Source organism: Streptomyces purpurascens, from assembly GCF_045040895.1.
Taxonomy (GTDB): domain Bacteria; phylum Actinomycetota; class Actinomycetes; order Streptomycetales; family Streptomycetaceae; genus Streptomyces; species Streptomyces purpurascens.
This window is the reverse complement of sequence record NZ_CP108341.1, coordinates 4,600,006-4,625,140: the sequence shown is the minus strand read 5'-3', so window position 1 is coordinate 4,625,140 and position 25,135 is coordinate 4,600,006. Positions and strand designations below refer to the sequence as shown.

The window sequence follows — 25,135 nt, the reverse complement described above, 5'->3', positions numbered from 1 at the left end:
TACGGCAGGATGTGCGGCATGCCCAGTGCAGAATCGACGCAAGCGAGCGTCCACGAGCCGGACCCGGTGCGGCCGACCAAGGAGGACGAGGTCGCCGCGGCCGGCAGCGAGCTGATCGGCGGCCCGCTGGGGCGGCGTGCCCTGATCGGGGCGTCCCGGTGGACTCCCGTGCGGGTGATCGCGCTGGTGGCGATCGGCATGTTCGCTCTCGGCCTGGTCCAGAAGGCGCCCTGCTTCAACGGAGCCTGGTTCTTCGGTGCCAGCTCCCAGTACACGCACGCGTGCTACTCGGACATCCCGCACCTCTACCAGGGGCGCGGCTTCGCCGACGGACTCGTGCCGTACTTCGACCGGCTCCCCGGCGACATGCAGTACCTGGAGTACCCGGTGCTGACCGGTGTCTTCATGGAGGTCGCCTCCTGGCTCACGCCCGGCAGCGGCACCATCCAGTACCAGGAGCAGTGGTACTGGATGGTCAACGCCGGGATGCTCATGGTGTGTGCGTCGGTCATCGCCGTCTGCGTGACCCGTACCCACGCCCGGCGTCCCTGGGACGGTCTGCTGGTGGCGCTGGCACCGGCCTTCGCACTGACGGCGACCATCAACTGGGATCTGCTGGCGGTCGCTCTGACGGCCGCGGCGATGCTGATGTGGTCACGCGGCCGCCCCCTCGCTTTCGGCGTCCTGCTGGGGCTCGCCACGGCCGCCAAGCTCTATCCGTTCCTGATCCTCGGCCCACTGCTGGTGCTGTGCTGGCGCGCGGGCAGGTGGCGTGCCTTCGGGACGGCTCTGGGCGGCGCGATCATCGCCTGGGTCGTCGTGAACGGTCCGGTGATGCTCTTCGCGTTCGAGGGCTGGTCGAAGTTCTACACGTTCAGCCAGGAACGGGGCGTCGACTTCGGCTCCTTCTGGCTGATCATGGCCCAGAACTCGGACGACCCGCTCAGCATCGACACTGTCAACACGCTCGCCACGTTGCTGATGCTCGTGTGCTGCGCGGCTGTCGCGGCACTCGCCCTGACCGCCCCGCGCCGCCCGCGGTTCGCTCAGCTCGCTTTCCTGGTCGTCGCGGCGTTCATCCTCACCAACAAGGTGTACTCGCCGCAGTACGTCCTGTGGCTGATTCCCCTGGCCGCCCTCGCCCGGCCGAAGTGGCGGGACTTCCTGATCTGGCAGGCCTGCGAGGTGGCGTACTTCCTGGGGATCTGGCTGTACCTCGCGTACACGACCAGCGGAGAGGCCCACAAGGGCCTGCCGACCGACGGCTACCACTGGGCCATCGGCCTGCATCTGCTGGGGACGCTGTACCTGTGCGTCATGATCGTGCGCGACATCTTCATGCCGGAGCGGGATCCGGTGCGCCGGTCCGGCGACGACGACCCCTCGGGCGGAGTGCTCGACGGAGCCGAGGACGTCTTCGTCCTCGGTCCGGCGGCCCCTCCCGCGCGGCACACGACTGCCCGCTTCGACGGGACGCAGGTCCAGTGGGGCAAGCGGGGTGCGACCGGCGGTTCGCTCTGAGCGAACGATGCGAAAGGCCGTACACGGGAAGCCGTGTACGGCCTTCTTGCTGAGCTGTGCGACCTCAGCGCACCGCGCCGGTCAGCGGTCCATGAGCCGGTCGAACTGCGTGGTGGTGTGCCGCAGATGGGCCACCAGCTCCTCGCCGACCTTCGGCTCCGGCGCGTCCGAGGGCACGAACAGGATCGAGACCTGCATGTGCGGCGGCTCGGCGAACCAGCGCTGCTTGCCGCCCCAGACGAACGGGGAAAGGTTCCGGTTGACCGTCGCGAGGCCGGCGCGGGCGACGCCCTTGGCGCGCGGCATGACGCCGTGCAGCGCCTTGGGGGCCTCCAGACCCACCCCGTGCGACGTACCGCCCGCCACGACCACCAGGAAGCCGTCGGAGGCCGCCTTCTGCTGCCGGTAGCCGAAGCGCTCGCCCTTGGCGACGCGCGTGACGTCCAGGACCGCGCCGCGGTACTCGGTGGCCTCGTGGTCCCCCAGCCACAGCCGCGTGCCGATGCGGGCACGGAACCGGGTCTGCGGGAACTGCTGCTGGAGACGGGCGAGTTCATCGGCCTTGAGGTGGCTGACAAACATGGTGTGCAGGGGCAGCCGGGCCGCACGCAGCCGGTCCATCCAGCCGATGACCTCTTCGACCGCGTCCGAGCCGTCGGTGCGATCCAGCGGCAGGTGGATGGCGAAGCCCTCCAGGCGGACGTTCTCGATGGCGGCGTGCAGCTGGGCGAGGTCCTGCTCGCTGATGCCGTGCCGCTTCATCGAGGACATCACCTCGATCACCACGCGGGCACCGACCAGGCCGTACACGCCGTCTATCGACGAGACCGAGCGGATGACCCGGTCCGGCAGCGGCACCGGCTCCTCGCCGCGCCGGTACGGCGTCAGCACCAGCAGGTCGCCGCCGAAGAAGTCCTTGATGCGCGCGGCCTCGTACGTCGTGCCGACGGCGAGGATGTCCGACCCCAGCCGGGTGGCCTCCTCAGCCAGCCGCTCGTGCCCGAAGCCATAGCCGTTGCCCTTGCAGACCGGGACGAGCCCAGGGAACTGATCCTGCACGTGCTTGTGGTGCGCACGCCAGCGCGCGGTGTCGACGTAGAGCGTGAGCGCCATGGCCGGACCTGGAACCTTTCTCGTGGCTGTCAGAGGTGCGGGATGAGGGGTGAGTGCGGGGTCAGCGGCGCGACATGTAGATGTCGAGCGCCTTGTGCAGCAGCTTGTTCAGCGGGAAGTCCCACTCGCCGATGTACTCGGCGGCCTGGCCACCCGTACCCACCTTGAACTGGATCAGACCGAAGAGGTGGTCGGTCTCGTCCAGCGAGTCGGAGATGCCGCGCAGGTCGTAGACGGTGGCGCCGAGCGCGTAGGCGTCGCGCAGCATCCGCCACTGCATCGCGTTCGAGGGCCGGACCTCACGGCCGATGTTGTCGGAGGCGCCGTAGGAGTACCAGACGTGCCCGCCGACGATCAGCATCGTCGCCGCCGAGAGGTTCACGCCGTTGTGCCGGGCGAAGTACAGCCGCATGCGGTTGGGGTCCTCGCTGTTGAGGGCCGTCCACATGCGCTGGAAGTACGACAGCGGGCGCGGCCGGAAGTGGTCACGCACGGCCGTGATCTCGTACAGCCGCTGCCATTCCTCGAGGTCCTGGTAACCGCCCTGGACGACCTCGACACCGGCCTTCTCGGCCTTCTTGATGTTGCGGCGCCACAGCTGGTTGAAGTTCTTGTGGACCTCTTCCAGGGAGCGGTTGGCCAGCGGCACCTGGTAGACGTAGCGGGGCTGGACGTCGCCGAAGCCGGCGCCGCCGTCCTCGCCCTGCTGCCAGCCCATGCGGCGCAGCTTGTCGGCGACCTCGAAGGCGCGCGGCTCGATGTGGTCGGCCTCGATGTCGCGCAGGCGCTTGACGTCGGGGTTCTGGATGCCCTGCTTGATGGAGGCGGCCTCCCAGCGCCGGATGATCACCGGCGGGCCCATCTTCACGGAGAAGGCGCCCTGCTGCTTCAGGTGAGCCAGCATCGGCTCGATCCAGTCCTGCAGATTCGGCGAGAACCAGTTGATGACCGGGCCCTCGGGCAGGTAGGCGAGGTAGCGCTTGATCTTGGGGAGCTGCCGGTAGAGGACCAGGCCGGCACCGACGAGCTCGCCGGTCCTGTCGTCGAACCACCCGAGGTGCTCGGAGCGCCACTCCGCCTTGACGTCAGCCCAGGCCGGGACCTGCATGTGGCTCGCCGACGGCAGGCTCTGGATGTAGGCCAGATGCTGCTCTCGGCTGATGGTCCTCAGGGTCAGGCTCATTTCGGGGCGCTCCTCGGGCTGGTGTGTCCCCATGGGTTCAGGGGCTCCGGCTCTCGCGCGAAGCCTACTGCGCCTTGGGAGCGCGCCGGTTGGGCGTACGGAACCTTCGCCCCGGCCCGTGAGCGGCCGGGGCGTCACACGATGTTCAGGAGGGGGTGTCCCTGGCGTCAGTCGATGAGCCCGCCGAACAACCCGCCGTGCGCCATGCCCAGGAAGAAACCGACAGCCGAGGCTCCCAGGCCCAGAATCAGGCCGAAGCGCTCACGGGTCGTCACTGAGACCCACTGGCCGTACGCACCGGTGAGAATGCCCACCAGGCCGGTCCAGGAGCTGAGCAGGTGCAGGTCATCGTCGACGAGTGCCGTGACGAACGACGTGATGCCCAGCACCAGGGTCACCGCGAGCAGAGTGTCCTGGAGGGGATGGGGCTTGCCGTCCGTGGCGAAGAGGCCGCCGGCGGTGTTGGGTCGCAATGCCTGTGCCATAGGGCACCTCCTGCGAAAGTCGGCGCATCGTAGCGCCATACACACCCGATGTGTACAGATTGGCTGCCCTCGCGGCCGGATTTCAACCGCAAGCCGCTGTGCGGGTACTCTGTACCGTCCGCACCGGTGTCTGCCCACATCACGGCAGGGGTTCTCGACAGAACCCTGACTGTCAGTGGTGGCCGATACCGTTGCTACGCATCACAACCCTCCTGCCACGGAGCGACCGTGGCCGCTGAGTCCAAAGGAGGTGGGTTCCACATGCGTCACTACGAGGTGATGGTCATCCTCGACCCCGAGGTCGAGGAGCGCGCTGTCTCTCCGTTGATCGAGAACTTCCTTTCTGTCGTCCGTGACGGCGGCGGAAAGGTCGAGAAGGTCGACACCTGGGGCCGTCGTCGTCTCGCGTACGAGATCAAGAAGAAGCCCGAGGGCATCTACTCGGTCATCGACCTGCAGGCCGAGCCTGCGGTCGTCAAGGAGCTCGACCGCCAGATGAACCTGAACGAGTCGGTCCTCCGGACCAAGGTCCTCCGTCCCGAGACCCACTGAGCTCTCCCGCTCAGCTGATTCCGGGATTCGAGTAGCAGCACAAGCAGCCAGCAGCAAACCCGCCGAGAGGTTCCCCATGGCAGGCGAGACCGTCATCACGGTGGTCGGCAATCTTGTCGACGACCCCGAGCTGCGCTTCACCCCCTCCGGTGCGGCCGTCGCGAAGTTCCGTGTCGCGTCCACCCCCCGCACCTTCGACCGCCAGACGAACGAGTGGAAGGACGGCGAGAGCCTCTTCCTGACCTGCTCGGTCTGGCGTCAGGCGGCTGAGAACGTCGCCGAGTCGCTCCAGCGAGGCATGCGCGTCATCGTGCAGGGCCGGCTGAAGCAGCGGTCCTACGAGGACCGCGAGGGCGTCAAGCGCACGGTCTACGAGCTGGACGTCGAGGAAGTCGGCGCCAGCCTGCGCAACGCCACGGCCAAGGTCACCAAGACCACCGGCCGCGGTGGCCAGGGCGGCTACGGCGGCGGCAGCGGTGGCGGCGGCGGCCAGGGTGGCGGCGGCTGGGGCGGCGGCCCCGGCGGCGGCCAGCAGGGCGGCGGCGCTCCCGCTGACGACCCGTGGGCGACCGGCGCTCCCGCCGGTGGCAACCAGGGCGGTGGCGGCGGCTGGGGTGGAAACTCCGGCGGCGGCGGTGGCGGCGGCGGCTACTCGGACGAGCCCCCCTTCTAGGGCGGGTTCGCACCCAAACTTCTTGATCACACAGGAGAATCACCATGGCGAAGCCGCCTGTGCGCAAGCCGAAGAAGAAGGTCTGCGCATTCTGCAAGGACAAGGTCACGTACGTGGACTACAAGGACACGAACATGCTGCGGAAGTTCATTTCCGACCGCGGCAAGATCCGTGCCCGCCGCGTGACCGGCAACTGCACGCAGCACCAGCGTGACGTCGCCACGGCCGTCAAGAACAGCCGTGAGATGGCGCTGCTGCCCTACACCTCCACCGCGCGATAAGGGAAGGGTGACCGACTCATGAAGATCATCCTCACCCACGAGGTCTCCGGCCTCGGTGCCGCGGGCGACGTCGTCGACGTCAAGGACGGTTACGCTCGCAACTACCTGATCCCGCGGAAGTTCGCTATCCGCTGGACCAAGGGCGGCGAGAAGGACGTCGAGCAGATCCGTCGTGCTCGCAAGATCCACGAGATCCAGACCATCGAGCAGGCCAACCAGGTGAAGGCCCAGCTCGAGGGCGTCAAGGTCCGTCTGGCCGTTCGCTCCGGCGACGCCGGTCGGCTCTTCGGTTCCGTCACCCCGGCCGACATCGCTTCGGCGATCAAGGCCTCCGGTGGTCCCGAGGTCGACAAGCGCCGCATCGAGCTCGGCTCGCCGATCAAGACGCTCGGGGCTCACGAGACGTCCGTGCGTCTGCACCCCGAGGTTGACGCCAAGGTCAGCATCGAGGTCGTCGCGGCCTGAGTGCCGCGCTCGCTGATGCAGTGAGCGATGGGGCCGCACCCTTCGGGGTGCGGCCCCATCGTCGTATCCGGACGCGTCTCGTCGTTTCCGGATGCGCGGTATCTGGTTTCACGTGAAACACCGTGTTTCACGTGAAACAGTCCGTCGGCCGAGCCCGGTCGTCAGCGGGTCGCGCCGGTCACGATCCAGCGGCCTGAGCGGCTCCGGAGCCACAGGGTCAGCATCCGCATGGTCATCATCAGCGTCATGGTGGCCCACAGGGCGGTGAGGCCACCGCCCAGTACCGGTACCAGTAGGGCGACCGGGGTGAAGACCGCCAGGGTGAGAACCATCGCCCAGGCGAGGTAGGGACCGTCGCCGGCGCCCATCAGAACTCCGTCCAGGACGAAGACGATGCCGGAGATCGGCTGCGAGAGGGCGACTATGACCAGGGCGGGCAGAGCCGCGTCCTTGACCGCCGAGTCACTGGTGAACAGGGGCAGGAACGCCGGTCGGGTGAGCACGACCAGGACACCGAGTACGACTCCGACGGCGATACCCCACTCCACCATGCGACGACATGCGGCTCGGGCGCCCTGTGTGTCACCGGCTCCGAGGTAGCGCCCGATGATGGCTTGCCCTGCTATGGCGATGGCGTCGAGAGCGAAGGCGAGCAGATTCCACAAGGACAGGATGATCTGGTGGGCGGCGATGTCGGCATCCCCGAGTCGGGCGGCGACCGCCGTTGCGATCATCAGGATCGCCCGCAGGGAGAGGGTGCGGACCAGCAGGGGCACTCCGGCCTGAGCGGAGGCCCTGATCCCGGCGGCGTCCGGGCGCAGGGAGGCGCCATGCTTCCGCGCTCCCCGCAGAACCACCGCGAGGTAGACCGCGGCCATGCCGCACTGGGCGATGACGGTGCCCCAGGCGGAGCCGGCGATCCCCAGGCCTGCCCCGTAGACGAGCCCCGCGTTGAGAGCGCCGTTGGCCACGAAACCGATGATGGCGACATAGAGCGGGGTCTTGGTGTCCTGCAGGCCGCGCAGGATGCCGGTCGCGGCGAGGACGACGAGCATGGCCGGTATGCCGAGCACGGATATGCGCAGATACGTGATCGCATAGGGGGCCGCCGCGTCCGAGGTGCCGAAGAGGTCCACGAGGTGGGGTGCCATCGGCAGGGCGACGGCGACGACACCGGCGCCGAGAAGCAGAGCCAGCCAAATACCGTCCATGCCTTGGCGGATGGCGGCCGGGAGATCACCCGCGCCGACGCGACGGGCGACCGCCGCTGTCGTGGCGTAGGCGAGGAAGACGAAGACGCTGACGAAGGTCATCAGCAGGGCCGAGGCGACGCCGAGACCGGCGAGTTGGGCCGTGCCCAGATGGCCGACGATGGCGGTGTCGGTCATGAGGAAGAGGGGCTCGGCGACGAGCGCGCCGAAGGCCGGCACGGCGAGTGCGACGATCTCTCGGTCGTGCTGTCTCCGGCCGGATCGAGGGCGCGCGGGGGCCTGTGTCATGTGCACCAATCTAATCGTCCACAGGTAAGAGATGCAAAGCTTTGTGGCCCTTACCATTCGTCCAGAGGTGCGCATTGCTGTGCACCATTCGAAGCGATCTTGGGCCGGTTGGGGAAGTTTTTCTTCTGCACAGCCGGTGGACGGTAAAGGTGCAGGTCAGGGCGGTTTCTCTGTGATGGGTGGGTGCTTGTTCACAGGCCTGTCCACCGGGTCGTGCACAGGTTTCGCCGAGTTCTCCACAGCATCTGGGCCGTCGTCCACATGGCCTGTGGATAACCAGATTGGCTGACGGTGCCGACGGGCCTACGGTAGTCCGGCGCCCGCTCCGTCCGTCGGTTTGGAAAACGTCACAAAACCGGCGTCCAGTAACCGGAGTTGGGCCTCTCATTTGTCAGTGCCGTGCCGTAGAAAAGAGAGGCACGGCTAGGTCTGCTGCGGCGGACGGGAGGAGGTGGCTCGGTGAGCATTTCCGAGCCCTTGGACGACCCGTGGGCCGACAGCGGGCCCAGTGATCGTCTGCCCTCCTCCCGCCGACGTGGTGACGGCGCCCGGGGCCGCGACGAGCAGCACGAGCGCGGCAGGGACAGCGGCGACTGGGACGGCGGCGGAAGCACGTCGTTCGAACGGGTACCGCCGCAGGACATCGAGGCCGAGCAGTCCGTCCTCGGCGGCATGCTCCTGTCCAAGGACGCCATCGCCGACGTCGTCGAGATCCTCAAGGGCCACGACTTCTACAAGCCGGCTCACGAGACGATCTATCAGGCCGTCCTCGACGTCTATGCCAAGGGCGAGCCGGCCGACCCCATCACCATCGCCGCCGAACTCACCAAGCGCGGTGAGATCAACAAGGTCGGCGGGGCCTCGTATCTGCACACCCTCGTCCAGACGGTGCCCACGGCTGCGAACGCCGCCTACTACGCGGAGATCGTCCACGAACGGGCCGTCCTGCGGCGCCTGGTCGAGGCCGGTACGCGCATCACCCAGATGGGATACGCGGCCGACGACGACGTCGACGAGATCGTCAACCGCGCCCAGGCAGAGGTCTACGCGGTCACCGAGCAGCGCACCAGCGAGGACTACCTGCCGCTCGGCGACATCATGGAGGGCGCGCTCGACGAGATCGAGGCGATCGGCTCGCGCAGCGGTGAGATGACCGGTGTGCCCACGGGGTTCACGGACTTCGACTCGCTCACCAACGGCCTGCACCCGGGCCAGATGATCGTCATCGCCGCGCGTCCCGCCATGGGTAAGTCCACGCTCGCGCTGGACTTCGCGCGAGCCTGCTCGATCAAGAACAACCTGCCGAGCGTGATCTTCTCGCTCGAAATGGGGCGCAACGAGATCGCGATGCGTCTGCTGTCCGCCGAAGCCCGGGTCGCCCTGCACCACATGCGGTCCGGCACGATGACGGACGAGGACTGGACGCGTCTGGCCCGTCGGATGCCGGACGTCTCCGCGGCGCCGCTCTACATCGACGACTCCCCGAACCTGTCGATGATGGAGATCCGCGCCAAGTGCCGCCGCCTCAAGCAGCGCAACGACCTCAGGCTGGTCGTCATCGACTACCTCCAGCTGATGCAGTCCGGTGGGTCCAAGCGGGCCGAGAGCCGTCAGCAGGAGGTTTCGGACATGTCCCGTAACCTCAAGCTGCTGGCCAAGGAGCTGGAGCTCCCGGTCATCGCGCTCTCCCAGCTGAACCGTGGTCCCGAACAGCGCACGGACAAGAAGCCGATGGTCTCCGACCTGCGTGAGTCCGGCTCCATCGAGCAGGACGCCGACATGGTCATCCTGCTGCACCGCGAGGACGCCTACGAGAAGGAGTCGCCGCGCGCGGGCGAGGCCGACCTGATCGTGGCCAAGCACCGAAACGGCCCGACGGCGACGATCACGGTCGCCTTCCAGGGTCACTACTCACGGTTCGTCGACATGGCGCAGACCTGACCTGAGCGTGGTCCCGCGATCGCAACGCGAGCACGGAATGTGCTCGACGCGGGGATGCCGGGGCGGGTGGACTGGGGCCCATGACGACATCTCAGGGAGAGCTGCTTCCCGGCACGCGTCGCGCACTGCTGCACCGGATCGCCGTGGCCCAGGCCGAAGGACGGGCGCCATCGCTCGTCGCGGCCGTCGTGCGGGACGGGAAGCCGGTGTGGACAGGCGCGCGGACCTCGGTGGAGGGGCATGCGCCGGACGAGAACGTGCAGTACCGGATCGGCTCGATCACCAAGACCTTCACGGCGGTTCTCGTCCTGCGGCTGCGCGACGAGGGCGCGCTGGACCTCGATGATCCGCTGGAGAAGCATCTGCCGGGCACCGGGGTGGGGGAGGCGACCGTCGCCGAACTGCTGGCGCACGCGGGAGGGTTGGCGGCCGAGACGCCGGGTCCGTGGTGGGAGCGGAGCCCCGGATCGCTGCGGCCCGAACTCGCCGATGTGCTGGGCGAGCGGCCCCTGCTGTCTGCGCCCGGCCGCCGGTTCCACTACTCGAACCCGGGCTACGCGCTGCTCGGCGCGCTCATCGAGAAGCTGCGTGGCGCCTCTTGGGAGGAAGTCCTTCGGCGCGAAGTGCTCGAACCCCTGCTGTTGCACCGCACGAGCGTGCGGCCTCAGGCGCCGCATGCGGGTGGCTGGGCGGTGCATCCCTGGGCCGACGTGATGCTCCCGGAGCCCACCGAGGACCTGGGGCGCATGGCCCCGGCAGGTCAACTGTGGTCGACGACCGGTGACTTGGCACGCTTCGCGGCCTTCCTGGTCAACAGCGACGAGCGGGTGCTGAGCGCCGAGTCGCTGCGGGAGATGAGGACACCGGCAGCGCCCCACGACGCGGCGGACGTGGCGAGCGGCTACGCCTACTGCCTGGGGATGGAGATCCGCCGGCGGAACGGGCGGTCCCTCGTCGGACACACCGGTTCGCTGCCCGGCTTCCTCGCGTGCCTCATGATCGGTGTCGAGGAGGACGTGGCGGCGGTCGTCCTGGCCAACTGCACCTCAGGACCGCTGCTGTTCTCCGTCGCCGCCGACCTGGTCCGCATCGTCGCCGAGGCGGAACCGCGCATCCCCTCCCCGTGGAAGCCGCTGAGCGATGTCGACCCGTCGGTGCTGGAGCTGACGGGCCAGTGGTACTGGGGCACGCACGCCTTCGCACTGCGGCTGACGGCCGACGGGCTCGTCTCGCTGGGGCCGCTGTCCGGCAGCGGCCGCCGCTCGCGGTTCCGCCCGAACGGCGACGGCACATGGACGGGACTGGAGGGCTACTACGCCGGAGAGCTCCTGAAGGCCGTACGGCGGCCGGACGGATCCGTGAGCCATCTGGACCTCGGCTCGTTCGTGTTCACGCGTCAGCCGTACGAGGAGGGGGCTCCTGTGCCGGGCGGGGTCGACCCGGAGGGGTGGCGCGGGATCGGGTAGGCAGCGACGACACGGGGCGCTCTGTTTCACGTGAAACAGAGCGCCCCGTGTCGTCACAGCGGGAGCTTGAAGCCCGTGTGGGAGGCCGTGAAGCCGAGCCGCTCGTAGAAGCGGTGGGCCTCGGCGCGCGATGTGTCGGAGGTCAGCTGGACCAACTGGCAGCCCGAGTTCCGGGATTCGCTGATCGCCCACTCGATGAGCTGTGTTCCCAGGCCGCTGCCGCGCTCATCGGCGTGTACGCGCACGCCTTCGATGATCGACCTGGTCGCACCGCGTCGGGACAGCCCGGGAATGATCGTGAGCTGGAGCGTGCCGACGACCCGGCCCTCCCGGACCGCCACGACCAGACGCTGGTTCGGGTCGGCGCTGAGCCGCTCCAGCGCGGTCAGGTACGGGGCGAGGTCGTCCGGCGACTCGCGCTGTGCGCCCAGGGGGTCGTCCGCGAGCATTCCGACGATCGCGGGGACGTCGTCGGAGACGGCGGCACGTATCTCAAGATCTCCCATGGACGCACCCTACGCAGACATGGCCGGCGCAGAAGCGGCCTATGCGGGCACCGGGGCCTTCAGCGTCTCGACGACCCGGACCAGCGGGGCCAGCTCGGGGTTCTTCGCCGCCTCGTCCAGAGCCTCACGCAGGGCGGCGTCATTGGTCGGCCGCGCCGCTTCCAGCAACTCGAGGCCTGCTTCGGTGACGTTCGTGTAGATGCCCCGGCGGTCGGTGGGGCACAGATAGCGCTCCAGGAGCCCGCGGTCCTCGAGGCGGGTGACCAGACGGGTGGTGGCGCTCTGGCTGAGCACGACCGCGTCGGCGACCTGCTTCATCTGCAGATGGCCTCCGTCCCCGTCGTGCTGCCGGCTGAGCACGTCCAGCAGGGAGTACTCCCGCGCGCTCAGGTCGTGCTTGGCCTGCAGGGCGCGCTCGATGTGGCCCTCGATCCTCCCGTGCAGCAGGGAAAGGGCGCACCAGCCCTGGGCGAGCGCGGTGAGCGCGGGGTCCGTCGCTGTCATTGGCGTTTCCTCCGTCCCGGAGCGGCTGACACCCAGGATAGAGCAGCATCGCAATTGACGGCGCTTGCCTATAGCCCGCGTGTGCAACTATTGTGGACGCACGCAAAGCGCTCCTGCAATCTTCTGGAAGGTAACCCCTCCATGCCTCTCGCGCTTCTGGCCCTCGCGATCGGGGCCTTCGGGATCGGAACGACGGAATTCGTGATCATGGGCTTGCTGCCCCAGGTCGCGGGCGACTACGGGGTCTCCATCCCCACCGCCGGGTACCTGGTGACCGGCTACGCGCTCGGTGTCATGCTCGGCGCCCCGCTGATGACCGTTCTCGGCACCAAGGTCTCCCGCAAGCGGATGTTGATGGCGCTGATGGGCCTGTTCATCGTCGGCAACCTGCTCTCGGCTCTCGCCCCTGCCTTCGGCGTCATGCTGATCGGCCGGATCGTCGCCTCGCTGGCCCATGGCGCCTTCTTCGGTATCGGCGCGGTCGTCGCGGCCGAACTGGTGGCCCCGGACAAGAAGGCCGGAGCCATTTCGATGATGTTCACCGGGCTGACCGTCGCCAACGTCGTCGGCGTCCCGCTGGGCACGCTCGTCGGACAGTCCGTCGGCTGGCGCGTGACCTTCGCCATCGTCGCCGCCCTCGGCATCATCGGCTTGGCCGGCATCGCCCGGCTCGTCCCCGACATGCCCAAGCCGGAGGGCGTCCGCCTGCGGCACGAGCTGGCCGCCTTCAAGAACGTGCAGGTGCTGCTCGCGATGGCGATGACCGTCCTCGGCTTCGGCGGGGTCTTCGCGGCCATCACCTACATCGCGCCGATGATGACCCACGTCACCGGCTTCGCCGACGGCTCCGTCACCTGGCTGCTGGTCCTCTTCGGCCTCGGCATGGTCGGCGGCAACCTCGTCGGCGGCAAGTTCGCCGACCGCGCCCTGATGCCCATGCTGTACATCTCCCTGGGCGCCCTGGCCGTCGTCCTGGCGCTGTTCACCCTCACCGCGCACGACAAGCTGCTGTCGGCCGTCACGATCGCGCTGATCGGCGCCCTGGGCTTCGCCACCGTCCCGCCGCTCCAGAAGCGGGTCCTCGACCAGGCGCACGGTGCGCCGACGCTGGCGTCCGCCGTGAACATCGGCGCCTTCAACCTCGGCAACGCTCTCTCCGCGTGGCTCGGCGGCCTCGTGATCGCGGCGGGCTTCGGCTACACCGCCCCCAACTGGGTCGGTGCCGCCCTGGCCGCGGGCGCCCTGCTCCTGGCCTTCCTCTCGGCCGCACTGGAGCGCCGTGCCGGTGTCGCCGGCACCGTCGTCACCGGGGCCGCGCCGGCCGAGCAGCGGACCGCCGTCCACCACTGAGGAACCGGGCCGGCCCCGCCCCAGAGCCAGACCAGAACCAACCAGCAAGTTCCCTAGGAGAACCCCCTCATGAGCACCACCACAGCCGTCGCCCCGCTGACCACCCAGGACGCCGACGCCCTCGTCACCGCCGCCCGTCGTGCCGCCGAGGTCGCAGGAGTGACCGTCAGCGTCACCGTCCTGGACGCAGGCGGCCATCTGCTCGCCTTCCGGCGTGACGACCGTGCCGTCCTGATCTCCGGCGAGACCAGCACCCGCAAGGCCTACACGGCTCTCCAGCTGAATGCCCCCACCGCCGACCTCGTCGACGCCGTGCAGCCCGGAGGCCTCTTCCACACGCTGCCGACCGCGCTCGACCGGCCGCTGCTGTTCATCGCGGGCGGCGTGCCGGTGCACCGCGACGGTCGCCTGATCGGCGCGATCGGCGTCGGCGGTGGCGCCCCGGAGCAGGACCACGCCTTCGCCACGGCCGCCGTGGAGGCCCTCGCCTGACCCGGGCCCGCAACGCGACGACGCCGGCTCCCCCATTCCCCGGGGAGCCGGCGTCGTCGTGTCCAGGGCCCTTCAGCCCGCGTATCCGGGGCCTTCAGCCCGCCGCGACCGTGACCGGCGCGAACCGGCAGGTCCAGTCTCCGGGCAGCTCGGTGATCCCGTACGCCATCACCGAGTTGAAGGCGATGGACGCCAGGCCGCGCTCCTTCGCCCACACCAGGAGCTCTTCGTGCCGCACGTCGATATCGGTGCGCAGAGGGCGGTCGGTGTGGGCCGCGAGGGAGGCGATGAGCGCCTGGGCGACCGCCGTGTCGCGCGCGATGAGCGGGCCGACGACGTGGGTGTCCATGTTGGGCCAGGCGGCCGCGTACCCGATGATCCGCCCGTCCTCCTCGGCCACGCGCAACTGGTCGGCGAAGGCGGGCAGTCGCGTGACGATGTGCGTGCGGTCGGTCCCGAACGCCTGCTCGTCGAGCCGGAGGATGGCGGCGAGGTCCTCGGCGGTCGCGGCACGGGTGGCGACCCTGGGATCCGCTCCGCCGGGAGTGAAGTGTCCGCACACCATCTCCGCCCGCCCGGTGACCTTGAAGCCGAGTTCCTCGTAGAGGGGGCGGCCGTTCGGGGTCGCGTGCAGGGTGAGTGGCGTGGGGCCCATCGCTGAGACGACATGGCGCATCAGCCGGCGTCCCACGCCCTGACGCGCATGCCGTTCGGCGACCAGGACCATGCCGATCGCCGCGAGGGCGGGGTGCTCGTGCGGTCCGTACTCGGTGACGACGCAGGCGCTCACGAGGCCGCCGTCGGGGCCGTCGATGCCGTAGCCCTTCCCGGCTGTGAGGAGGAAGCCCCACTTGTGCTCCTCCCGTGGCCACCCCCGGTCCTGAGACAAGTCGGCGCAGGCGGCGAGATCGCGGAGCGTCAGACGGCGGATGGGCAGAGAGGCAAGGGAAGGAGTCGGCACGCAGGTCAGGCTGTCCGACAGGGGCCCCTGACGTCCACCTCTTTCCCCGGACCCGTACGAGCTTTTGGCCAGTTGTAGCCGTCTGCACAGAGAGCGGTCAGACGCCGGACGTTTCACGTGAAACACGGGCGCGATGTCCAGTAGTTGGCGGTACTGATGATTCGCGCGGTGCCCTCATTCGTGACGAGGGAAGGGGGGACTTGTGTGCACGGCGGTGGCCGGTAGGGTCGACTCCGGTTCGCATTCGGGGCGGGTGACCCGTTCCGTGCGGGCCGAGCGCAGGGCAATGCAGCCTAATGGGACGGAGAGATCGAAGACCCGCGTTTTCGGGTACACGACTGAGCCGTCCAGACGAGTGGGAAGCTCGGGTGAGGGCACTGCGGGTAATGTCACACTCTTGCCTACTTGTCCGTACGGAGCCGAAATACGGGTTGAATATGGCCGCATTGGCCACGACATGGATGGGAACGCAGACCGTCCACGGGGGAAAGCAGGCACCTTCCGACTAGGGAAGTGCGCAGACCGACCGAAAGATGCTCGAGGCGAGGCACACCATGGACGCTCCGACCACCACGTCGGCCGACAACGGCACTTCCGGCGGCGGAGGCGGCTGGTTCACGCCCCGCAAGAAGCCGACGACGACGCCGGACAGCGAACCCGGTACGCCCGAGGCGCGTCGCCCGGCGGCGATACGCCCCGTGGGCAGGCCAACGGACGCTCCGGAGACGCCGGCCGACGGCACGGCGGTGCCGCCCGCTTCGACGACCGGCAGCGCGAGCACCGGTGGGCCGGAGCAGCGGCATGAGCCCCCGGAAGCGATACCCACGCCCGCCCAGTACGCCTCGTCTCCCGCGGCCGCAGGCGTCGCCGCGGCCTCGTCGGCAGGCCCCGCGCCCGCGACGCTCACACCGGCGCCCTTTGCCTCCACCGCTCCCTCCGCAACCGGCCCCGACGAGCCGCGGGTCCCCGCGCAGCGGCCCGCCCCCGTGTCGGCCCCTGGCCAAGCCGCCTCCGCCCCGGCCGGGGAAGCGTCCCCGGACGCCATCCTCATCCGCCGTGCCATGGCCGAGGTCGCACCCGTGGCCGAGAAGGTCACGTCGTACTTCTACGCCCTGCTCTTCGTCCGCTATCCGGACCTGCGGCCGCTGTTCCCGGCCGCGATGGACACCCAGCGGGACCGGCTGCTCAAGGCGCTGCTCACGGCCGCCGAGCACATCGACAACACCGACGTCCTCGTCGACTACCTGCAGAACCTCGGCCGGGGTCACCGGAAGTACGGAACGCGGGCCGAGCACTACCCGGCCGTCGGCGAATGCCTCATCGGCGCGCTGAGCAAGTACGCCGCCGAGGTCTGGAACGAGGAGATGGAGGCGGCCTGGGTCCGGGCGTACACCACCATCTCGCAGGTCATGATCGACGCGGCGGCCAGGGACGAACTGCGTGCACCGGCCTGGTGGTACGCCGAGGTCGTCACGCACGACCTCAGAACTCCGGACGTCGCGGTCATCACCGTCCGCCCCGACCAGCCGTACCCCTTCCTCGCCGGGCAGTACACGAGCGTGGAGACGCCCTGGTGGCCCCGGATCTGGCGGCACTACTCCTTCGCCTCGGCGCCACGCTCCGACGGCCTGCTGTCGTTCCACGTGAAGGCCGTCCCGGCGGGCTGGGTCTCCAACGCCCTGGTGCACCGCGCCCGCCCCGGCGACATCATCCGGCTCGGCCCGCCCGCCGGCGCCATGACCGTCGACCACACCACGGAGAGCGGCCTGCTCTGTGTGGGCGGTGGCACGGGCATAGCGCCCATCAAGGCACTGGTCGAAGACGTCGCCGAGCATGGGGACCGCCGGTCGGTCGAGGTCTTCTACGGGGCCCGCACCGATCACGACCTGTACGACATCGACACCATGCTCCGCCTCCAGCAGAGCCATCCCTGGCTCGCGGTCCGCGCGATCATCGACCAGCAGGCGAACCAGCAGCTGCCGGACGCGATACGCGCCTACGGGCCATGGGACGAGTTCGACGCGTATCTCTCGGGCCCGCCCGGGATGATCCGCAGCGGTGTGGACGCCCTGAGGGACGTCGGTATCCCGTCGGACCGCATACGGCACGACTCCGTGGAGGAACTGGTCGCGGCCGGGTCCTGAACCGCTGCCCGTGTCAGCCCAGGTCGGGGGAGTGCATGGCCCGTACGCCCTCGATGTTTCCGTCCAGGTAGTGCCGCAGCGCCAGCGGCACCAGATGGACCGAGGCGATCCCTACGCGGGTGAAGGGCACGCGCACGATCTCGTACTCGCCGACGGGTTCGTCCACCTCGGGGCCGTGGCGGAGGGACGGGTCCATGGACTCCAGGTGGCAGACGAAGAAGTGCTGCACCTTCACACCGGTCGCGCCGCCGTCCTCCCCGATGTGCTCCACGGTGTCCACGAAGCAGGGCACCACGTCGGTGATCTTGGCGCCGAGTTCCTCGTACACCTCCCGGTGCAGGGCGTCGACGACGGTCGAGTCATCGGGCTCGACCCCGCCGCCGGGAGTCAGCCAGTAGGGATCCATGCCCGGCTTGGTGCGCTTGATCAGGATCAGGTCGTCACCGTCCAGCAGGACGGCACGGGCGGTGCGCTTGACCACGGGTCGGACGGTCATGTGTGAAATGTGGCCCGGCTGGTTCCACGTGAAACATCGCGAATCGTCACCGGCCGAGCCCTCAGAGTGAGGCACCGTCCCGGGCGCCTCAACACCAGTCGGTCGAGGCGCGCTGCAACCACTCGTGGGCCCGCGCTATATGCGGCATCGCGAGCGTCCCGGTGCGGACCACCAGGAAGTAGGTCCGCAGCGGCGGCACCGCCGGCTCGTGCAGGGCGACGACGTCACCCCGCTCCAGCGCGGCCGCGCACAGATAGCGCGGGAGCACCGCCAGGCCCGCCCCCGCGACCGCACACGCCAGGACCGCGCGCAGGTCGGGAACGATGACCGTGCCCGGGGCGGCGGGGCGCGAGTCGAAGACGGAGGCCCAGTAGCGGGAGACGAAGGGCAGCGACTCGTGCACCTCCACCACGGGCACCTGCTCCAGGGACGGTTCCGGCTTACGGTCCGGCTGCCCGGCGCCGATCTGTTCGGCCCAGCGCGGGGCGGCGACCAGGACGTGCTCCTCGTCGCAGAGCGCAGTCGCCGTGAGCAGGGCGCCCCTCGGCTGGGCCGTGCTGATGGCCAGATCGTGATGCCCGGCGGACAGTCCTTCCAGCGTTTCCTCGGCATTCCCGAAGGAGGCGCGCAGCGCGAAGCCCTGACCGTCCTCGCCGATCAGCTCCGTGAGCGCGGGCAGGGCTCGTTCGGCGGTGAACTCCGGAGGTCCGGCCAGGTGCAGCGTCCGTAAGGAGGAGTCGTCGTCGAGGCCGGTCTCCGTTATCTCCACCAAGGCGTCGAGATGCGGTGCGGCCTTGTGGGCGAGCTCGTCGCCGATGCTCGTCGGGGTCACGCCGCGGGCCTGCCGCAGGAACAGGGGGCGGCCCAGTTGCCGCTCCAGGGTCCGTATCTGCGAGGTGACGGCGGGCTGGGAGAGGCCGAGCAGGGCGGCGGCGCGGGTGAAGGAGCCGGCCCGGTGCACGGTCACGAAGGTCCGCAGCAAGGCCAGATCCACCGCACGCTCTCCCCTCTTCGGCCCCGCTCCTGGCCCTCCGGCCGCGCTCAACTATAAATAAGTCGATAGGTCTCTGTCGCTACTGTGATTGGACACTGACAGAGAGTCAACTAGCCTTGGTCGCGCGGTTCTTGCGCGCGGAACCGGAGGACGGTCCGAGCCACGAGGGGGGAGGCTCGGACCGTCCGTGGGGGATGGTCAGGCCGTCGACGTGTCCAGTGCGCGCAGCACGTCCGCCACCAGGTCCTCCGGATCCTCGGCGCCGACCGACAGGCGGATGAAGCCCTCCGGGACCGCGTCGCCGCCCCAGCGGCCGCGTCGTTCGGCCGTGGACCGTACTCCGCCGAAGCTCGTCGCGTCGTCCACGAGCCGCAGCGCGTCGAGGAAACGGTCGGCCCGCGCACGCGTGGGCAGGGTGAACGACACCACGCAGCCATAGCGCCGCATCTGCTGAGCCGCGATCTTGTGCGCGGGGTCGTCGGGGAGTCCGGGGTAGCGCAGTCCGGTCACCTCAGGACGTTCGCGCAGGGCTTGGGCGACCGCCAGGGCGGTCGTGCTCTGCCGGTCGACGCGCAGCTGCAGCGTCGCGATCGAACGGTGTGCGAGCCAGGCTTCCATGGGCCCGGGAATCGCTCCGACGATCTTGCGCCAGCGGCGTACGGCGGCCATGGCCTCGGTGTCACGGCCGACGACGTAGCCCAGGAGGATGTCGCCGTGCCCCGTGAGCTGCTTGGTGCCGCTGGCCACCGCGAAGTCGGCGCCGAGCTCCAGCGGGCGCTGGCCGAGCGGTGTCGCGAGGGTGTTGTCGACGGCCACCAGGGCACCACGCGCGTGTGCCGCCTCGGCGAGCCGCCTGATGTCGCACACGTCGAGCCCGGGGTTCGACGGTGTCTCGACCCACAGGAGCTTCGCGCCGTCCAGGACGTCGAGCTGGGCGTCGCCGCGGGTCGGCGCGGTGCGCACCTCGATGCCGTATGTCTCCAGCTGGGCGCGCACCAGGGGCAGTGCCTGATAGCCGTCGTCGGGCAGGACGCACACATCGCCGGCGCGCAGCTGGGAGAAGAGCACCGCCGAGGTCGCGGCCATGCCCGACGCGAAGACGAGCGTCTCGGCATCGTCCCGGCCGGGCGCCTCCAGCTCGCCCACGGCGCGCTCGAGCAGTGTCCAGGTCGGGTTCTCGTCCCGGCCGTAGGTGTACGGGCCGGTCGGGTCTCCCGGCAGATGGAAGTGGGCCGCGAACACCGGTCCGGGCAGCGTGGGCTCGTACTTGACCGCCTCGGGCAGTCCGGCCCGCACCGCGCGCGTGCCGTCACCGGCGTCGGCGGCGACCGGGGCCGCGTCGCGCGACGCCCGGGCCGTCTCGCCCGTCGATCCGCCCTGGTCACCCCTCGCGGATTCACTCATGCCACTCGTCCCTCCACGTCCGCACGCACTGCGGCAAGCAGACCGGTGCTCGCCGCCTCCACCATCTCAAGGCATTCCTCGAAACCGTCCGCGCCCCCGTAGTAGGGGTCCGGTACGTCGAGGTCGGCGCCGGCGGCGGGGTCGTACGAACGGAGCAGCCGCACCTTCCGCGCGTCCTCTTCCGTGGGCGCGAGGCGGCGCAGGGCGCCGAGGTGGCCGGAGTCGAGGGCGACGACCAGGTCGAGGCGGGAGAACCACGACGGCTGGAACTGCCGGGCCGTGTGGCCGGTGGCGTAGCCGTTCTCCTCCAGGACGGCCACCGTGCGCGGGTCGGCGCCGTCGCCCTCGTGCCAGCCGCCCGTGCCGGCGCTGTCGACCTCGACCAGGCTGTCGAGTCCGGCCTCCGCCACGCGGGCCCGGAAGACGACCTCGGCGATCGGGGAACGGCAGATGTTGCCCGTGCAGACGAAGCAGACTCGGTACGTCATACGCGCTCAGTCCCCGTCGGGCAGAACGACGTTCAGGGCCCAGGAGACGACAGAGATGATCAGGCCGCCCAGGACGGCCGTCCAGAAGCCGTCCACCTGGAAGCTCAGGTCGAACTGGTCGGCCAGCCACGAGGTGAGCAGCAGCATCAGCGCGTTGACGACCAGGGTGAACAGGCCGAGCGTCAATATCAGCAGCGGGAGGCTGAGCAACTTGACGAGCGGCTTGACCAGGAAGTTCACCAGGCCGAAGATCAGCGCGACGATGATCAGGGTGCCGATCTTCTTGCCCGTGCTGTCACCGGTCAGGGTGATCTTGTCGAGCAGCCATACGGCGACCGCCAGGGCACCGGCGTTGGCGATCGTCTTGACTACGAAATTCTTCATGTGTCTGATCGTGGCAGACCTGATCGGGCACGGGCACTAGAGGCAGGGGCGGACTAGGCGATGAAGGCATTCCGGCTGGACGAACTGGAGGCGGAGCGCGCCGCCAACGAGGGCGCCTACCTGCAGTTTCTGCGGGCGCAGAACATGTCGGTCGGTCTGTACGCCCTCGACGCGGGTGAGCAGGATCCACAGAAGCCGCACAATCAGGACGAGGTCTACTTCGTTGTGAGCGGCCGTGCCGCGATCACCGTCGGCCTGGAGACGACCCAGGTGGCACGCGGCAGCGTGGTCTACGTGCCGGCGGGCGTCGCCCACAAGTTCCACCACATCACCGAGGACCTCAGGGTGCTGGTGGTGTTCTCTCCGCCCGAGAGCTGACGGACCGCCTCGGGGTTCCCTAGGGGTTCGGTCAGGGGAGGACAAGGGGTGCGAAGCCCCCGCCCGACCCCCTCCCGGACCTAGCATCGAGTGCAGAACATCAGGAGACCGACAGGACCCGGCACTCGAACGGGTGGAGAGGTAAGGACGAGGGCGATGCGAGAGATCTTCACGGGACTGCCGTGGTGGGTGAAGTGGATCGCGGTGCCGGTCATCGCCCTGGTCGTGTTCGGCGGGCTGATCGCCAGTGTGGTCGGGTTCGTCATCGGACTGCTCTTCAAGGTGCTGGTCTTCGTGGCGCTGGTCGGCGGACTGATCTACGTCGTACGGAAGTTCACGTCGAGTTCCTCGTCGCGCAGCGACTGGTGAGACCGGTGGGAAACCGGTGGGGGTAGCGGGAAACGCTGGGGAGCACCCGTTCCCTCGGGCGGGGGAAGTTTCCCGGCCGGGCCGTCTGCGTGCGGTGGCAGACGAATAGAGTCCGGCTCGACGCGGGGACATCCCCGCGAGCGGCATACACCCCCACCCGTGTTCCTCCGCACGGGCTGGCCCCTCGCGCTTCGGGAGTGACCCTTGACCCCGGCTGACACCGCACCGGCCCACCTGCGCAGCGTTCCCGCGCAACCGCGCTCTGCGGCACCCTCCGCATCACCGCCTCCCCTCACATCACCGCCTCCCGCCGAACCCCCGCCTCCGGCGACCCTCATCGGATCCGTACAGCGCGCCATGCGCCTGCTGGAAACCGTCGCCGGGCACGTCTACGGCGCCCCCGCCAAGCAGCTGGCCCGCGAGACCGGGCTTGCGCTGCCCACGACGTACCACCTGCTGCGCACCCTCGTGCACGAGGGCTATCTGCGCCGGGACAAGGGCCTGTTCTTCCTCGGTGAGGCCGCCGAGCGGCTGAGCAGCAGCGGGGCGCGGCAGAAACGTCGCAGCACGGTGGTCGACACGCTCGCGCAGTGGCGAGACCTGCTCGGCGTCCCCGTCTACTACGCGGCGTACCGCGAGGGCGAGATCGAGGTCATGTGCGTCTCCCAGACCCCGGGCACCCCGGCGGTCGAGGAGTGGGCCGACTTCCGGGAGACCGGGCACGCGCACGCCATCGGGCAGTGCCTGCTGTCCCAACTGGACGGGGAGGCCCGCCGCGACCACCTCGACCGCTACCCGGTGCAACCCCTCACTCCGTACACGGTGCGGGACAACCACAGCCTGCTCCGGCGTCTGGAGCGGATGCGGCGGATGGAACCCGTGACCGAGCGTCAGGAGTACGCACTGGGCGCGGTCTGCGCGGCGATCCCGCTCACTCTCGGCGCCACGGCCGCGACGATGGCCATCTCCCTGCCCGCCCACCAGGAGGACCGGCTGCTGCCCGCTGCCCGGCAGTTGCAGAGCGAGATCGGACGGCGACTCGGGTCGCTGGCGCTCTCTATCAGTATGTGAAAACTCACTCCTTGTGATCTGCTGTGTACGTTCAGCAAGATTCCACCAAGTGTCAGAGGTTCGTTCCCGGCCAGTCACGGCGAATGACGGGGTTAGCGATGCGCGAGTCCGTACAAGCAGAGGTCATGATGAGTTTCCTCGTGTCCGAGGAGCTCTCCTTCCGCATTCCGGTGGAGCTGCGCTATGAGACCAGTGATCCCTATGCCGTCCGGCTGACGTTCCACCTGCCCGGTGACGCCCCGGTGACGTGGGCTTTCGGCCGGGAGTTGCTGATCGACGGCGTCGGCAGGCCGTGCGGCGAGGGTGATGTGCGGGTCACTCCCGTCGAACCGGACACACTGGGCGAGGTGCTGATCCGGCTTCAGGTCGGCAGCGACCAGGCGTTGTTCCGGTCCTCCACGGCACCGCTCGTCGCCTTCCTCGACCGCACCGACAAGCTGGTGCCGCTGGGCCAGGAAGGTTCGCTCGCCGACTTCGACGCCCACCTCGACGAGGCGCTGGACCGCATCCTGGCGGAACAGGGCGCCGGGTGAGACACCCGTCGGGCGGCCTGGTGGAGTAACGCTTCACCGGATGCCGCCGAGCCGCGTAAGGAGCGCTTCGTCGTACGGCGGGGCAGGCGGCTTTCGGCGCCAGAGCGGCCGGAACCGCCCGAGGTACCCGGGATACCCGAGGCTCAGAGGCGTCTTGGCTCAGAGACGTCAGCCTCGCGGGATCCGAACCGTCAGCGCTTACGCCGTCGGCCCCTCCCCCCGCGTGCCGGGACCGGGACCGGGACCGCCGAGGCTTCCACGGCGCGCTCTTCCCCGCTGCGGTCGGCCGAGACCACGAGCGCGGCCAGAACGGTGGTGACCGGCACCGAGGCGACCAGGCCGATCGAACCGACCAGCGTGCGCACGATCTCCTCCGCGACCAGCTCGCTGTTGGCAACCGTCCCCACACCGCTCTGCGCGATGGAGAACAGCAGCAGCAGCGGCAGGGCGGCACCCGCGTAGGCGAGGACGAGCGTGTTGACGACCGAGGCGATGTGGTCGCGGCCGATCCGGATGCCCGCGCGGTAGAGCCCGCGCCAGCCCATCGACGGATTGGCCTCGTGCAGCTCCCAGACCGCCGAGGTCTGTGTGACCGTCACGTCGTCGAGCACACCGAGCGAACCGATGATGACGCCGGCGAGCAGCAGACCGCTCATGTCGATCGTCGGGTAGAGGCCGTGGATCAGGCCGGTGTTGTCGTCCGTGTTGCCGGTGAGCGCGGCCCAGTCGATGAACACCGAGCCGAGGACGCCGATCAGCAACAGGGAGATGAGGGTGCCGAGCACTGCCACGGAGGTCCGTGCGGACAGTCCGTGACACATGTACAGGGCGATGAGCATGATGGCGCTCGCGCCCACCACCGCCACGATCAGCGGGTTCGAGCCCTGGAGGATCGCGGGCAGGATGAAGAAGTTCAGCACCAGGAAGCTGATGGCCAGTGCGACGAGGGCCATGACCCCGCGCAGCCGCCCCACGATCACGACGGCGAGCGCGAAGATGCCGGCCAGCAGGCCCATGGGCAGACGGCGGTTGATGTCGGTGACCGAGTACTGCAGGTCCTTCGGCGCGGAGGGCTCGTAGGCGACCACGACCTTCTGGCCCTCGTGCAGCTGGCGGGACTGGTCCGGCTGGATGATCTCGGTGAAGGTGCGGCCCTTGTCCTTGCCGCTGTCGACCCGGATCGTCGCTCGCTTGCAGGAGCCCTTCTCCTGCTGCTCCGCCGAGGAGCCCTCGGCGGTGGAGGTGTCGCCGGTCGGCGGGACTCCCGAGGCGCCGGCCTCCTTGCAGCTGATCTCCACGACCTTGGTGACCGAGGCCTGCTCGGTCTGCCGGTCGAAGCCGACGCCGGTGCGCTCGTGCGACGGGGCGCCGCCCGGCCACAGCACGGCGAGACCGACCAGCACGGCCGCGCCGAACGGGATCAGGATCGCCGCGATGATCTTGCGCAGATGCATGGAGACGGGCGCGGCCGGACCGTGGCTGTGACTGTGCGAGTGCCCGTGTCCGCCGCCTGGCGCGGAACCGGGGCCATGGCCGTGGCCGTCGCCTCCGCCGGTTCCGGAACCGTGCCCGCCGCCGGAGCCCGGCCCCTGCCCGTCGCCGGAACCGTGCCCACCGGCCGAGCCGCCACCCTGGCCGTTGCCCGGCCCGTATCCCCCGGCAGAGCCGGAACCACGCTCACCACCGGCCCCGGCCCCGGGCCCGTAACCCGCCCCGGGCTCATACCCGGCCCGGGGGACGAAATCGTGGCCGTCTCCCCGGCCGTTGCCGACGCCGGATCCGCGAGGCGGCTCGGGCGGTGGGTAAGGGGGACGCTGCGTCGTGGTCACCGACCGATCATCGCAAGAACGAGGGGGGCCCTCTGTTCACCGCGCCAAGATTG

27 protein-coding genes are annotated in these 25,135 nt (G+C 69.4%); 14 read left to right on the top strand and 13 right to left on the bottom strand.

Translation table 11 applies throughout. The features are described from left to right. Positions 1 to 9: 9 nt before the first annotated feature. Positions 10 to 1,521, top strand: a complete 1,512-nt coding sequence (locus OHU35_RS21090; RefSeq protein WP_189727361.1) for a glycosyltransferase family 87 protein — start codon at positions 10 to 12, stop codon at positions 1,519 to 1,521. An 81-nt stretch (positions 1,522 to 1,602) separates the two neighbouring features. Here OHU35_RS21090 and OHU35_RS21085 read toward each other — a convergent pair whose 3' ends face one another. The 3 genes from OHU35_RS21085 to OHU35_RS21075 form a co-directional block, all read right to left on the bottom strand. Continuing rightward, positions 1,603 to 2,634, bottom strand: coding sequence for an alanine racemase (locus OHU35_RS21085; protein WP_189727199.1), 1,032 nt, complete (start codon positions 2,632 to 2,634; stop codon positions 1,603 to 1,605). Positions 2,635 to 2,695: 61 nt separating this feature from the next. Next, the gene (femX, locus tag OHU35_RS21080; RefSeq protein WP_189727200.1) at positions 2,696 to 3,817 is read right to left on the bottom strand and encodes a peptidoglycan bridge formation glycyltransferase FemX; all 1,122 of its coding nucleotides are present in this window, start codon (positions 3,815 to 3,817) and stop codon (positions 2,696 to 2,698) included. 167 nt (positions 3,818 to 3,984) lie between these two features. Continuing rightward, positions 3,985 to 4,302 carry a hypothetical protein gene (locus OHU35_RS21075; protein ID WP_189727201.1) on the bottom strand — a complete coding sequence of 106 codons (318 nt, stop codon included), beginning with the start codon at positions 4,300 to 4,302 and terminating at the stop codon, positions 3,985 to 3,987. A 261-nt stretch (positions 4,303 to 4,563) separates the two neighbouring features. Between OHU35_RS21075 and rpsF the strand changes: the two genes are divergently transcribed. The 4 genes from rpsF (at position 4,564) to rplI (ending at position 6,273) form a co-directional block, all read left to right on the top strand. After that, positions 4,564 to 4,854, top strand: coding sequence for a 30S ribosomal protein S6 (gene rpsF / locus OHU35_RS21070; protein ID WP_030847098.1), 291 nt, complete (start codon positions 4,564 to 4,566; stop codon positions 4,852 to 4,854). Positions 4,855 to 4,930: 76 nt separating this feature from the next. Next, entirely contained in the window at positions 4,931 to 5,527 is a 597-nt protein-coding gene (locus tag OHU35_RS21065) for a single-stranded DNA-binding protein (protein ID WP_233878583.1), read from the top strand. A gap of 44 nt (positions 5,528 to 5,571) precedes the next feature. Continuing rightward, positions 5,572 to 5,808, top strand: coding sequence for a 30S ribosomal protein S18 (gene rpsR / locus OHU35_RS21060; protein ID WP_003949403.1), 237 nt, complete (start codon positions 5,572 to 5,574; stop codon positions 5,806 to 5,808). An 18-nt stretch (positions 5,809 to 5,826) separates the two neighbouring features. Next, complete coding sequence (gene rplI / locus OHU35_RS21055; RefSeq protein WP_189727203.1) at positions 5,827 to 6,273, top strand: 50S ribosomal protein L9; 447 nt, start codon at positions 5,827 to 5,829, stop codon at positions 6,271 to 6,273. A 161-nt stretch (positions 6,274 to 6,434) separates the two neighbouring features. Here the strand turns inward: rplI and OHU35_RS21050 are convergent, their stop codons facing one another. After that, positions 6,435 to 7,772 carry an MATE family efflux transporter gene (locus OHU35_RS21050; RefSeq protein WP_359891281.1) on the bottom strand — a complete coding sequence of 446 codons (1,338 nt, stop codon included), beginning with the start codon at positions 7,770 to 7,772 and terminating at the stop codon, positions 6,435 to 6,437. Between the two features lie 459 nt (positions 7,773 to 8,231). Here OHU35_RS21050 and dnaB point away from each other — a divergent pair, with 459 nt between their 5' ends. Together dnaB and OHU35_RS21040 are read left to right on the top strand one after the other, a co-directional pair. After that, a complete protein-coding gene (dnaB, locus tag OHU35_RS21045; protein ID WP_189727205.1) occupies positions 8,232 to 9,713 on the top strand; it encodes a replicative DNA helicase in 1,482 nt (493 codons plus the stop codon). A gap of 80 nt (positions 9,714 to 9,793) precedes the next feature. Next, entirely contained in the window at positions 9,794 to 11,179 is a 1,386-nt protein-coding gene (locus OHU35_RS21040; protein ID WP_405506355.1) for a serine hydrolase domain-containing protein, read from the top strand. A 53-nt stretch (positions 11,180 to 11,232) separates the two neighbouring features. Here OHU35_RS21040 and OHU35_RS21035 read toward each other — a convergent pair whose 3' ends face one another. Both OHU35_RS21035 and OHU35_RS21030 read right to left on the bottom strand, forming a co-directional pair. Beyond that, positions 11,233 to 11,685 (bottom strand): GNAT family N-acetyltransferase, encoded by a 453-nt coding sequence (locus OHU35_RS21035; protein WP_189727207.1) that lies wholly within the window; start codon positions 11,683 to 11,685, stop codon positions 11,233 to 11,235. 39 nt (positions 11,686 to 11,724) lie between these two features. Further along, entirely contained in the window at positions 11,725 to 12,189 is a 465-nt protein-coding gene (locus tag OHU35_RS21030; RefSeq protein WP_189727208.1) for a MarR family winged helix-turn-helix transcriptional regulator, read from the bottom strand. 141 nt (positions 12,190 to 12,330) lie between these two features. Here OHU35_RS21030 and OHU35_RS21025 point away from each other — a divergent pair, with 141 nt between their 5' ends. Both OHU35_RS21025 and OHU35_RS21020 read left to right on the top strand, forming a co-directional pair. Then, a complete protein-coding gene (locus OHU35_RS21025) occupies positions 12,331 to 13,539 on the top strand; it encodes an MFS transporter (protein WP_189727209.1) in 1,209 nt (402 codons plus the stop codon). A gap of 69 nt (positions 13,540 to 13,608) precedes the next feature. Continuing rightward, positions 13,609 to 14,031, top strand: coding sequence for a heme-binding protein (locus OHU35_RS21020; RefSeq protein ID WP_189727210.1), 423 nt, complete (start codon positions 13,609 to 13,611; stop codon positions 14,029 to 14,031). 94 nt (positions 14,032 to 14,125) lie between these two features. Here OHU35_RS21020 and OHU35_RS21015 read toward each other — a convergent pair whose 3' ends face one another. Beyond that, on the bottom strand, positions 14,126 to 14,992 hold the full coding sequence (locus OHU35_RS21015; protein WP_189727211.1) for a GNAT family N-acetyltransferase: 867 nt from the start codon (positions 14,990 to 14,992) through the stop codon (positions 14,126 to 14,128). Positions 14,993 to 15,546: 554 nt separating this feature from the next. Here OHU35_RS21015 and OHU35_RS21010 point away from each other — a divergent pair. Continuing rightward, positions 15,547 to 17,136, top strand: a complete 1,590-nt coding sequence (locus tag OHU35_RS21010) for a globin domain-containing protein (RefSeq protein ID WP_189727212.1) — start codon at positions 15,547 to 15,549, stop codon at positions 17,134 to 17,136. Between the two features lie 13 nt (positions 17,137 to 17,149). On the opposite strand, the gene OHU35_RS21005 is transcribed toward OHU35_RS21010, so the two are convergent. The 5 genes from OHU35_RS21005 to OHU35_RS20985 all read right to left on the bottom strand — a co-directional run bounded on the left by OHU35_RS21005 (position 17,150) and on the right by OHU35_RS20985 (position 20,902). Continuing rightward, the gene (locus OHU35_RS21005) at positions 17,150 to 17,632 is read right to left on the bottom strand and encodes an NUDIX domain-containing protein (RefSeq protein WP_189727213.1); all 483 of its coding nucleotides are present in this window, start codon (positions 17,630 to 17,632) and stop codon (positions 17,150 to 17,152) included. Between the two features lie 88 nt (positions 17,633 to 17,720). Continuing rightward, positions 17,721 to 18,626 (bottom strand): LysR family transcriptional regulator, encoded by a 906-nt coding sequence (locus OHU35_RS21000; RefSeq protein WP_184593822.1) that lies wholly within the window; start codon positions 18,624 to 18,626, stop codon positions 17,721 to 17,723. A gap of 198 nt (positions 18,627 to 18,824) precedes the next feature. Next, positions 18,825 to 20,030 (bottom strand): cystathionine gamma-lyase, encoded by a 1,206-nt coding sequence (locus OHU35_RS20995; RefSeq protein WP_405506350.1) that lies wholly within the window; start codon positions 20,028 to 20,030, stop codon positions 18,825 to 18,827. Then, positions 20,027 to 20,518 (bottom strand): low molecular weight protein-tyrosine-phosphatase, encoded by a 492-nt coding sequence (locus OHU35_RS20990; protein WP_405506348.1) that lies wholly within the window; start codon positions 20,516 to 20,518, stop codon positions 20,027 to 20,029. Before OHU35_RS20990 ends, OHU35_RS20995 begins: the two co-directional genes overlap by 4 nt. 6 nt (positions 20,519 to 20,524) lie before the next feature. Beyond that, a complete protein-coding gene (locus OHU35_RS20985; RefSeq protein ID WP_189727216.1) occupies positions 20,525 to 20,902 on the bottom strand; it encodes a phage holin family protein in 378 nt (125 codons plus the stop codon). 60 nt (positions 20,903 to 20,962) lie between these two features. Between OHU35_RS20985 and OHU35_RS20980 the strand changes: the two genes are divergently transcribed. From OHU35_RS20980 to OHU35_RS20965, 4 genes are all read left to right on the top strand, one after another. Continuing rightward, positions 20,963 to 21,280: a cupin domain-containing protein gene (locus OHU35_RS20980; RefSeq protein ID WP_184593813.1), complete on the top strand. Its 318-nt coding sequence runs from the start codon at positions 20,963 to 20,965 to the stop codon at positions 21,278 to 21,280. Between the two features lie 156 nt (positions 21,281 to 21,436). Continuing rightward, positions 21,437 to 21,649: a DUF5326 family protein gene (locus OHU35_RS20975; protein WP_020271174.1), complete on the top strand. Its 213-nt coding sequence runs from the start codon at positions 21,437 to 21,439 to the stop codon at positions 21,647 to 21,649. Between the two features lie 336 nt (positions 21,650 to 21,985). Then, positions 21,986 to 22,720, top strand: coding sequence for an IclR family transcriptional regulator (locus OHU35_RS20970; RefSeq protein ID WP_268249378.1), 735 nt, complete (start codon positions 21,986 to 21,988; stop codon positions 22,718 to 22,720). Positions 22,721 to 22,818: 98 nt separating this feature from the next. After that, on the top strand, positions 22,819 to 23,253 hold the full coding sequence (locus OHU35_RS20965; protein ID WP_184593809.1) for an SsgA family sporulation/cell division regulator: 435 nt from the start codon (positions 22,819 to 22,821) through the stop codon (positions 23,251 to 23,253). A 191-nt stretch (positions 23,254 to 23,444) separates the two neighbouring features. On the opposite strand, the gene OHU35_RS20960 is transcribed toward OHU35_RS20965, so the two are convergent. After that, on the bottom strand, positions 23,445 to 25,082 hold the full coding sequence (locus OHU35_RS20960) for a YibE/F family protein (RefSeq protein ID WP_405506344.1): 1,638 nt from the start codon (positions 25,080 to 25,082) through the stop codon (positions 23,445 to 23,447). Positions 25,083 to 25,135 lie beyond the last annotated feature (53 nt).